General features: G+C 43.0%; 12 protein-coding genes. 7 read left to right on the forward strand and 5 right to left on the reverse strand.

Going from position 1 to position 9,071, the window contains the following annotated elements; genetic code table 11:
- The 4 genes from adeK to B4J23_RS09615 all read left to right on the forward strand — a co-directional run.
- Positions 1-1,431: multidrug efflux RND transporter AdeIJK outer membrane channel subunit AdeK (gene adeK, locus B4J23_RS09600; RefSeq protein ID WP_291360264.1), on the forward strand; the 1,431-nt coding region annotated here is incomplete at its 5' end.
- Positions 1,432-1,568: 137 nt separating this feature from the next.
- Positions 1,569-2,366 (forward strand): RsiV family protein, encoded by a 798-nt coding sequence (locus B4J23_RS09605; RefSeq protein WP_159123400.1) that lies wholly within the window; start codon positions 1,569-1,571, stop codon positions 2,364-2,366.
- 57 nt (positions 2,367-2,423) lie between these two features.
- Complete coding sequence (locus B4J23_RS09610) at positions 2,424-2,795, forward strand: YbjQ family protein (protein WP_291360267.1); 372 nt, start codon at positions 2,424-2,426, stop codon at positions 2,793-2,795.
- Positions 2,796-2,798: 3 nt separating this feature from the next.
- A complete protein-coding gene (locus B4J23_RS09615) occupies positions 2,799-3,236 on the forward strand; it encodes a YbjQ family protein (protein WP_291360269.1) in 438 nt (145 codons plus the stop codon).
- On the opposite strand, the gene def is transcribed toward B4J23_RS09615, so the two are convergent.
- Entirely contained in the window at positions 3,237-3,725 is a 489-nt protein-coding gene (gene def, locus B4J23_RS09620; RefSeq protein ID WP_180069928.1) for a peptide deformylase, read from the reverse strand.
- Positions 3,726-4,041: 316 nt separating this feature from the next.
- On the opposite strand from def, the gene B4J23_RS09625 reads away from it, so the two are divergent.
- The gene (locus B4J23_RS09625) at positions 4,042-5,319 is read left to right on the forward strand and encodes an MFS transporter (protein ID WP_179992624.1); all 1,278 of its coding nucleotides are present in this window, start codon (positions 4,042-4,044) and stop codon (positions 5,317-5,319) included.
- 53 nt (positions 5,320-5,372) lie between these two features.
- On the opposite strand, the gene B4J23_RS09630 is transcribed toward B4J23_RS09625, so the two are convergent.
- Complete coding sequence (locus B4J23_RS09630; RefSeq protein ID WP_159123396.1) at positions 5,373-5,870, reverse strand: DUF2505 family protein; 498 nt, start codon at positions 5,868-5,870, stop codon at positions 5,373-5,375.
- A 138-nt stretch (positions 5,871-6,008) separates the two neighbouring features.
- Positions 6,009-6,281: a hypothetical protein gene (locus tag B4J23_RS09635; RefSeq protein WP_004784921.1), complete on the reverse strand. Its 273-nt coding sequence runs from the start codon at positions 6,279-6,281 to the stop codon at positions 6,009-6,011.
- A gap of 157 nt (positions 6,282-6,438) precedes the next feature.
- Between B4J23_RS09635 and B4J23_RS09640 the strand changes: the two genes are divergently transcribed.
- On the forward strand, positions 6,439-7,320 hold the full coding sequence (locus B4J23_RS09640; RefSeq protein WP_291360274.1) for an alpha/beta fold hydrolase: 882 nt from the start codon (positions 6,439-6,441) through the stop codon (positions 7,318-7,320).
- Between the two features lie 34 nt (positions 7,321-7,354).
- Here the strand turns inward: B4J23_RS09640 and B4J23_RS09645 are convergent, their stop codons facing one another.
- Positions 7,355-7,840 (reverse strand): hypothetical protein, encoded by a 486-nt coding sequence (locus B4J23_RS09645; RefSeq protein ID WP_291360280.1) that lies wholly within the window; start codon positions 7,838-7,840, stop codon positions 7,355-7,357.
- A gap of 391 nt (positions 7,841-8,231) precedes the next feature.
- Between B4J23_RS09645 and B4J23_RS09650 the strand changes: the two genes are divergently transcribed.
- Entirely contained in the window at positions 8,232-8,678 is a 447-nt protein-coding gene (locus B4J23_RS09650; protein ID WP_414631571.1) for a GNAT family N-acetyltransferase, read from the forward strand.
- Positions 8,679-8,690: 12 nt separating this feature from the next.
- Here the strand turns inward: B4J23_RS09650 and B4J23_RS09655 are convergent.
- Positions 8,691-9,071 (reverse strand): diguanylate cyclase domain-containing protein (locus B4J23_RS09655; protein WP_291360278.1); only part of this gene is annotated, 381 nt, incomplete at its 5' end.

The following is a 9,071-nucleotide window of genomic DNA, read 5'->3' on the forward strand; positions in this document are numbered from 1 at the left end:
GCGGTTTCTGCCCTCGCGCTTGCTTTGACAGCCTGTCAAAGTATGCGTGGGCCAGAGCCCGTTGCAGAGGCAAATATCCCAAGCAGTTATACCAATGCTTCAGGTACTTCTGTAGCAGAACAGGGTTATAAAGAATTCTTTGCTGACCAGCGCCTGTTACAGGTACTGGACTTGGCATTGACCAATAACCGTGATTTGCGTACTGCCGCATTAAACATTCAGCGTGCCCAACAGGCTTATCAGATTTCTGAAAATGACCGTCTGCCAACCATTGGTGCGAGCGGCAGCGTGTTACGTCAGGATACTGGCAGTAACAACCCGCAAAGCCGTGGCGCTGTGACGACTTATAATGTCGGTCTAGGCGTAACTGCATTTGAGCTAGATTTCTGGGGTCGTGTGCGTAGCTTGCGTGACAATGCTTTAGATACTTATCTGGCGACTCAAAGTGCACGTGATGCGACTCAGATTTCCCTGATTGGTCAGGTGGCCCAAGCATGGCTAAGTTACTCATTTGCCAATGCCAATCTGGCACTGGCTGAGCAAACGCTGAAAGCCCAGCTTGAATCCTACAACCTGAACAAGAAACGTTTTGATGTGGGGATCGATAGCGAACTTCCAGTACGTCAGGCACAGATTTCTGTTGAAACTGCACGTAATGATGTTGCCAACTATCGCACCCAGGTGGCTCAGGCACAAAACCTGTTAAATCTGCTTGTAGGTCAACCCGTACCGGCCAACCTGTTACCGGCACAACGTGTTACCCGCATTACCTCTAATGCGGCCCTAGGTGCAGGCTTACCAAGTGACCTGCTGATTAACCGTCCGGATGTACGTGCAGCTGAATACCGTCTGTCTGCGGCAGGTGCCAATATTGGGGCTGCCCGTGCACGTCTGTACCCAACCATCAGCCTGACGGGTTCTGCAGGTTTTGCATCTGCGGATCTGGGTGATCTGTTCAAATCTGGCAGTTTTGCGTGGTCTGTAGGCCCAAGTCTGGATATTCCAATTTTCGATTGGGGTACACGTCAGGCCAATATTCGTATTTCTGAAACAGATCAGCAAATTGCGCTGTCAGATTATGAAAAATCCATTCAAACTGCATTCCGTGAAGTGAATGATGCCCTGGCGGTACGTCAGAATATTGGTGACCGTATTGCTGCTCAACGCCGTCTGGTTGATGCGACCAACACGACTTACCGCCTGTCTCTAGCACGTTTCCGTGCCGGTATTGACAGCTATCTGACTGTACTGGATGCACAACGTGCTTCATATGCAGCAGAACAAGGTTTGTTATTACTTGAACAGGCGAATCTGAACAGCCAGGTTGAGCTGTACAAGAGTCTTGGTGGTGGTTTGAAAGTTAACACTTCAGACACCGTACCGTATCGCCCGTCTGTGACCGAACAGCGTCGTGCCGAACAGGCAAAATAAGCTTAATCTCTTTTTCAGAAAAGCTCACTTCGGTGGGCTTTTTTTATACGTTGGTCCAATAGCCGATATATTTTATTGAATCAAGAAATCTGTATACTCAATTGGATGAGACTTAACACTTTATAAAATGTAAATCGATGAAAAAAATATTGTTATCTGCCTTGGTAAGTTCAATTTTCTTAACCGCATGCCAACAAAAAAATACAGTAGATTCAAAACCTGAACCAACAGCGGAAACCGTCGCTGAAAAAGAAAGCTTACCGTTGATTAAGGCTAAAACTGAACGTGTACAGCTCAGTAAAAATGAAGTATGCCATCCAGCCAGTGAGGATGAGTTTGCCAGTTGCACTAAATATCATCTGCAAACAGTGAAAACGAATGTAAATTGGTTAAACCAATATTTTTTGGAGCGTTTACAAAAAGACCATGCTGAAGCTTTCGACAAATCACCTGCTGTAGAGGTCACTCTTGATCCTGAAATGCCATCAACCAACTACAGTACCACTGCTGTACGTTATATCGGTCAGCATTACAATATCGCAAACTTTACATACTTTTCCGAATATTACCCAGCAGGCGCTGCACATGGTATGCATCATAGTGACTACGTTATTTTTGATCTCAATACCAAGCAGCGTTTAAGCCTGAATGATATTTTGGCACCTGCAAGCAAAGAAAAACTCAAAACTGAACTTTACGAACATAATCGTGAGTGGCTTGAACAACATCATATTGAGCAAAATGCATTTGAAGTAAGTGATAATTTCTATTTCAATGCCAATGGAATTGTATTTGTCTATCCATTGTATGAATTGGCTTCTTATGCAGAAGGTATTACTGAACTTGAACTTCCCTATTGGTCAGCTCAAGGGGTGATCCAAACAAAGTATTTACCCCAGCTGCCTGAGTCATCTGAAGAAATTTATAATGACTAAACTATCTATTTTAAGTGTAATAATAATCAAAGTATTTTTTCTAATTTAGGGATATGAATGTTACTAAGCAATCTGGAATCTGTACCGGGACATACCATTCGCCAGCAAATCGATGTGGTCTATGGCAGTACTGTGCGCAGTAAGCATGTTGGACGTGATTTGCTGGCCGGCCTGAAAAATATTGTCGGCGGCGAGTTGACCGCTTATACCGAATTACTGGAAGAATCCCGTCAGGAAGCCATGAACCGGATGATTGAAAAAGCTCGCAGTATGGGTGCCAATGCGATTGTGGGTATTCGTTTTTCTACCTCAAATATTGCCCAAGGTGCTTCTGAACTGTTTGTTTATGGCACAGCAGTCATCGCTGATCCAGTTATCGCTGATCCAGTCATGCCTAAACTGCCTGATCCATTTCCACAGGCGAACTAATGCATGGACGGATTGATTATACAGATTGTCATTTTTGCCATTCTGTTCAGCGTGGGTTTCGGTTTTGGTCGCTATAACGAGCGCAAGCATCTGCAATATCTGGATGAGCAGGAACAGCGTTTAGCTTATATCCGGGTCAATAATAGCCGTTTTAACGAATCTACATTCCCCGGTCATATGATCAGCAGCAATGTGGTCATTTCACATGATTACTTTAAATATGCGATTGCTAATGTGCAAAACATGTTAGGTGGTCGTTTGACCAGTTATGAGAGTGTCGTTGAACGGGCACGACGTGAAGCTATAGTACGGTTAAAACTGGAAGCAGAAAAAATGGGCGCTGACCAGATTATGGGAATCCGCCTCAGTACGACTGAACTTGGCATGCAAGGCGGTATGGTTGAAGCCTTTGCTTATGGCACTGCAATTCAGACCAAGTAATTATGCTTCTGCAAGCTTCTCTACAAATAGAATTCCATTCAGGTGGTCAATTTCGTGCTGTACAATTCGTGCCGGAAAGCCTTTGAACACTTGAACCATTTCATTTCCCTCTAACGTAAAATAACGTACCTGAATCTCTTCTGCTCGAACTACCCTCCCTCTTTGCTCGGGCACACTTAAACAGCCTTCCTCACCCAATACTTGTGTAGCTGAAGTACTGATAATCTCCGGATTGATCATGGTCACGGCTTCCATATACGGCGCATCCGGATAACGTAAATTGGGCCGTGATGCGACAATAATAATGCGTTTAGACACATAAACTTGGGGCGCTGCAATGCCCACGCCCTGACGTTGTTGCATGGTCTCCATCAAGGCGCTGTTAAATTGCCGCAACCAGTCACTGTCAAATTCAGCCTGTGTGACCGGACTGGCAATTAAGGTCAAAATGGTCTCGCCTTGCTGCGCCACCGCCAAGGTATTTGTCATCACGTTATCCTGCAATTTTTCATCCAACTCTATCTTAGAGAGAAAATTACAGAATGAACATCATACTAAAATGAATAAATACGTCTAAAAAAGATAAGCTGGGTTTTAAGTAATATGTCGAAATCCAGCTTATTTTTGCCTTAAAAACTTCACCTGAAAGGAAAATAATTAATCAAAATATTCCAAATAATTTCGTTCGTTCAAATTTTAATAACTTTTAGTTTAGATTAAACAAAGAAAGATTGATTATTCAAGAAAATAACCCTTCTTTAAAATCAGCATTCAAGTCATGGATATTAAATAATGGAACGACCACATGAATGCACAACCCTATCTGAGCCGTGCTGATAAACGCACCCTCGGACTATCGTCCCTAGGTGGCGCACTGGAATTCTATGATTTTGTCATTTATGTGTTCTACGCCAAACTAATTTCCGAACTGTTCTTTCCAAGTACCCTGAGTCCATTTTGGGCCATGCTGAATACCTATGGCATCTTTGCTGCAGGCTATTTCTTCCGCCCACTCGGTGGTGTGGTGATGGCACATTTTGGGGATCTGATCGGTCGTAAACGTCTATTCAGTCTATCCATCTTGCTGATGGCGCTACCGACCCTCATGATCGGGATCATGCCAACCTTTGAAAGTATTGGTTATGCTGCACCATTACTGCTGCTATTGATGCGTGTTATTCAAGGTATTGCGATTGGCGGTGAAATTCCGGCTGCCTGGACCTTTGTGTCAGAGCATGTGCCAGAACGCCGAATTGGGATTGCCAATGGTTTGCTGACTGCCGGCCTATCGCTCGGGATTCTACTTGGTGCCCTAATGTCGCTATTTATTTCACTTCAGTTCACTGAAGCGGAAATCAAAGACTGGGCTTGGCGCGTTCCTTTCATTCTGGGTGGGATTTTCGGTTTTGTGGCACTGTACCTGCGCAGTTATTTGAAAGAAACTCCAGTCTTTAAAGCCATGCAGGCGAAAAAAGAACTGGCGAAAGAATTACCAGTCAAACAGGTACTATTAAGCCACAAAACTGCTGTAGGCATCGGGATGTTATTTACCTGGTTCCTGACCGGCTGTGTGGTGGTCTTGATTCTGGCGATGCCGAATCTGCTGGTGGCCAGTTTTGGCTTCGAACGTGCTGATGCATTCAAAATGCAAAGTGCTGCGATCCTGATGCAAATGCTCGGTTGCATTATTGCGGGTGTACTGGCTGACCGTTTCGGTGCAGGTAAAGTGATTTTGCTTGGCTCTATTTTTGTCGCGGCAATGGCTGGGATTTTTTATCACAGTCTGGGTCATGTTGAAGCATCTACCGTATTCATGCTGTATATGCTCCTAGGCCTGAGCTCAGGAACCGTGGGCATGGTGTCCTATAGCATGGTGAAAATGTTCCCGGCACAAATCCGTTTCAGCGGAATTTCATTTTCCTATAATCTGGCCTATGCGATTGCAGGTGGAATCACCTTGCCACTGGTACAATGGTTGAGCCTATATAGCAATATTGGTGCCCTGTACTATATCTGGACTGTGTGTCTAGTGACCCTATTCACTGCCCTGCTTTACCGCAGCAAATTTGAAAAAACAGCCTAAAATAAAAAAGAGCCTGACTCAAAGGCTCTTTTTCTAAGCGTAAAAATACGAGCTTAAGCTGTCAGATTCTTGCGTAGCTCATCTTCCACGATGCTGATCTCGATTTCACTGAACTTACGGATTTCACCTTCGGCATGTTTTTCTAGCATGCCACCGACCAAAGGCACTTTCACATTCACCGTCCAGTTTAACTGGAACTGGATCTGCTGTTCATCACCTGTAACGGCACGCTGACATTTGGCTTCAATTGGCAGATTGGCACCTAGTTCCACAACAGAAGTCATTTCTTCTAAATTGCTGACATCGGTACGTTGCAAGCGAAATGCATCTTTTAGCAGTTTTTTGGCAATATCTGGGATTTTGACATCCAGATTGTAGGCACGTTTCAGGGTATACAGGTGTCCCTGCTTTTCTGAAACCAGAATTTCCATATTTTGAGCAGGGATCCGATGACAAACCGCTTCATGCAAACTGATGTCATTTGCCAGACGTTTAAACTCATCAATCGAAACACCGCGAATAATTGCATTTACGGTAAACTGGTGGGCCATATCTATTTTCCTTATTTTTATTAGGGGTTATGGACTCAAATTAAGTCAAATGAATCATCTGACAGAGAAGATAAGCTATTTAAGTCAATTTTACATCGGCTGTCATTATTTTTTTATTGAGAAAAATTGGCATTGAGGTCAATGTTTCCAGGCAATTTTTGCAGATATACAGGGTCCACAGCTGAGTAAAAGCTGAACTTCACGATACTCAATGACCGCATGAAATTCTTCTGCCCCATCATCTAGGCCGGAAGCATACCAGACCGTACCCGCAGGAAATTTCTTTAACCAGCTGGCCTTATAAAAATCAGAAACGGAATCAAACTGTAAATAGTGTTCCGGTTCAGCTTCAACCTGAGTCGCTAAAGCCATAAATTTCTGTAATTGTGCCTGATGAAAATCAATCAGCATGAGGCAGCCCTTCCTTTTGTATGAGGCGATTACATGCCATATAGGTAAGCATAGATGTCATTTACGACTCGTGAGTTTTGACATCTTGGCTTAGATCAGATTAAAAATAATATAGATTCACCTCCCCTGATTCAATCCACGTATAAGGATATCCAGTATGCAACAAGGAAAAGTTCAGGTTGAAACCGTGCAGTTTCTGGCAGAAGATGGCTATACCTTAACCGGCAAGCTTTACCGCAGTGAATATGCCAAAGCCAATATTGTCATCGCCTGTGCGACAGGTGTTCCCCAAGCTTTTTACCGGCGCTTTGCCGATTATGCAGCACATGCAGGTTTTCAGGTACTGACTTTTGATTATCGTGGGGTGGCTAATTCTGCGCCTAAACGGTTAAAGAATTTTAAGATGTCCTATCTGGACTGGGGACAATATGATCTCAGCGCTGCGATTGATTATCTCAGCCAAACCGGTCTGGACATCTATATGATTGGTCATTCCTATGGCGGACAGGCCTTGGGATTAAGCAAATATCATGATCGCATTGAAGCAATGTACTGCTTTGGCACTGGTGCTGGCTGGCATGGTTATATGCCTTTAACTGAAAGAATCAAGGTTCAGGTAATCTGGAATATTGTTTTCCCACCGATGGTAGCGGTGGCAGGCTATTTGCCATGGAGCAAACTGAATATGGGCGCCGACTTGCCGCGTGATGTTTATCGTCAGTGGCGAAAATGGTGTAAAAATCCGACCTATTTCTTTGCCGATCCTGAACTGAAAGACCTGCATACCCATTATGCCGCGGTAAAAACGCCTATTTATGCCGTAGCCGCGCTTGATGATGCCTGGGCCTTACCTGAATCCAGACAGGCTTTTATGCAACATTATCGTCAGGCTCCGTTGCATTATATCAATATTCAGGCAGCTGATTATGGAATCAAGCATATGGGACATATGGGCTATTTCCGTCAGGGCGCAGAACAGCTCTGGGATGAAGTGCTCAACAAGTTCAGCGAATTACATCAACTCAAATATGCAGCTTGATTTTAGTTTCTAGAGCATTTAAGCATTTAGCTGCTTAAGCATAACGTGCCTGTTGAATATCGGTTCTGATTTCCTGACGGTGTTCCTCGCCGAAACGGTCGACATGGGCATAAAATACCCCATAACGGCCGACATAATATTCCAGTGACTGGTCATAAAAATTCCAGAAAATTGACCATTCGCCTAAATCCATCTGACGGATTTGTGTACCGGTATGCATCGGCATCTTACGGAGCAATTCCTGCTGTAACTGCTCTGCTTCATTGCGATCCTGAATCTGAACCTGATGCTGGAAAAATAATTGCGCCACGTCATCAAACAGTTCCAGCTCATAGGCATCGACCACATGCAATGTTTCCTGAGACTCAGGTTGACTCTCTTCAGTCCTGCTGGAAATCGGATCCTCTTTTTCGACACGTTTACTCTTTACATACCGTTGGGTTTTATAGATTTTCATGCCGATAAACCACATCGCATAAAGTATGAGGGCTAGACATGAAAAAATCAGGAATTTAAGAATCATTGATCATCTCGTGTGGTTAATTTTATTTTTATCACGGTCTGCCAACTCTTGATTTGGCGATCTTCTTTCAACTTAACACAAGTCTATTTTTTGTACAGCAAACATGAGGATTTTTTTTAGATCTTCTTGGATTTTTTCTTCGGTTGAGCCTTATTTCCCAGTATTCAATTTGAAATAAGGATCTAAAATCTTGTTAAAAATTAGAATGAATTCAGAAAGCCAATATTGATCAGGATAAATAAATCAGACAAATCACTACAGAATCGATCATCAACTCTGGATTTTTTAGCAAATGCACTCAAAAAGCTACATGATTGGTATTTGTTTTTTTGAGCATTTTCCTTCAAATAAAAGGTCCCTCTTTATGGTCGAGTAAATGAATAAAATTATGATTCGTGAAGGGAAGATTCGAGATATACCTCAAATAATTCAGGTCATCCACGACAGTATTCAATCCTGTATTTTGGATCATCAACGTGAAGACAGCGTGATCCAGCGCTGGCTGGAACAGTTTAATCATGCCCAGTTGATTGTGGAAATGCTTTATAACGATTGTCGGGTATATATTTTAAATGATCTGATTGTCGGCTTTTTGCTGGTCAGTGACACAGGAGAAATCCTGATGCACTATGTGGCTGCACGTTTTCAGCGACTCGGCTTTGGCACTCAGCTTTTTGATCAGATGCACAAATCCTTAGTGCGTAAAAATATTCATAAAATTAAAGTCCAATCGACTCAAACCGCTTTAAGTTATTATCAAAAAAATGGATTTTTCTCACCGAACCCTTCATCAGAAAATGAAGAAAATTATCATTTATATAAATACGCTTTTTAAAATTAAAACTTTTTATGTCATTTTAAGTTGATCTCGCCCTGCCTGCTTAGCCGCATATAACTGCACATCTGCCGCTTTCATCAGTGCATGAATATCTGGATAGGGATGTGTTTGATCCATCCAGGAAACACCCATACTGACCGTGACATAGGATTTATCATCTGTCCGATTTAAATGTTCAAATTGCTGTTCTCGGATCTTGATTAAAACTTTCTCCAGAGACTGTAAGGCTGCCTGAACAGGTACATCAGTGAGTAGAATCGCAAATTCTTCTCCGCCATAACGGGCTAAATAAGCGGATTCGGGAAGTACCGTCTGAATGACCTTGACCAGATTCTGTAAAATTTCATCTCCTTTTAAATGCCCATAATAGTCATTATAGTTTTTAAAATA

Origin of the sequence: Acinetobacter sp. UBA3025, from assembly GCF_002367915.1 — a bacterium.
In the GTDB taxonomy this organism is placed as follows: Bacteria; Pseudomonadota; Gammaproteobacteria; order Pseudomonadales; family Moraxellaceae; genus Acinetobacter.

Excerpts from the sequence above, each read along its gene's own strand:
- B4J23_RS09605 (WP_159123400.1), top strand. The coding sequence starts at position 1,569 with ATGAAAAAAATATTGTTATCTGCCTTGGTAAGTTCAATTTTCTTAACC.
- B4J23_RS09610 (WP_291360267.1), top strand. The coding sequence starts at position 2,424 with ATGTTACTAAGCAATCTGGAATCTGTACCGGGACATACCATTCGCCAG.
- B4J23_RS09615 (WP_291360269.1), top strand. The coding sequence starts at position 2,799 with ATGGACGGATTGATTATACAGATTGTCATTTTTGCCATTCTGTTCAGC.
- def (WP_180069928.1), bottom strand. The coding sequence starts at position 3,725 with ATGACAAATACCTTGGCGGTGGCGCAGCAAGGCGAGACCATTTTGACC.
- B4J23_RS09625 (WP_179992624.1), top strand. The coding sequence starts at position 4,042 with ATGAATGCACAACCCTATCTGAGCCGTGCTGATAAACGCACCCTCGGA.
- B4J23_RS09630 (WP_159123396.1), bottom strand. The coding sequence starts at position 5,870 with ATGGCCCACCAGTTTACCGTAAATGCAATTATTCGCGGTGTTTCGATT.
- B4J23_RS09635 (WP_004784921.1), bottom strand. The coding sequence starts at position 6,281 with ATGCTGATTGATTTTCATCAGGCACAATTACAGAAATTTATGGCTTTA.
- B4J23_RS09640 (WP_291360274.1), top strand. The coding sequence starts at position 6,439 with ATGCAACAAGGAAAAGTTCAGGTTGAAACCGTGCAGTTTCTGGCAGAA.
- B4J23_RS09650 (WP_414631571.1), top strand. The coding sequence starts at position 8,232 with ATGATTCGTGAAGGGAAGATTCGAGATATACCTCAAATAATTCAGGTC.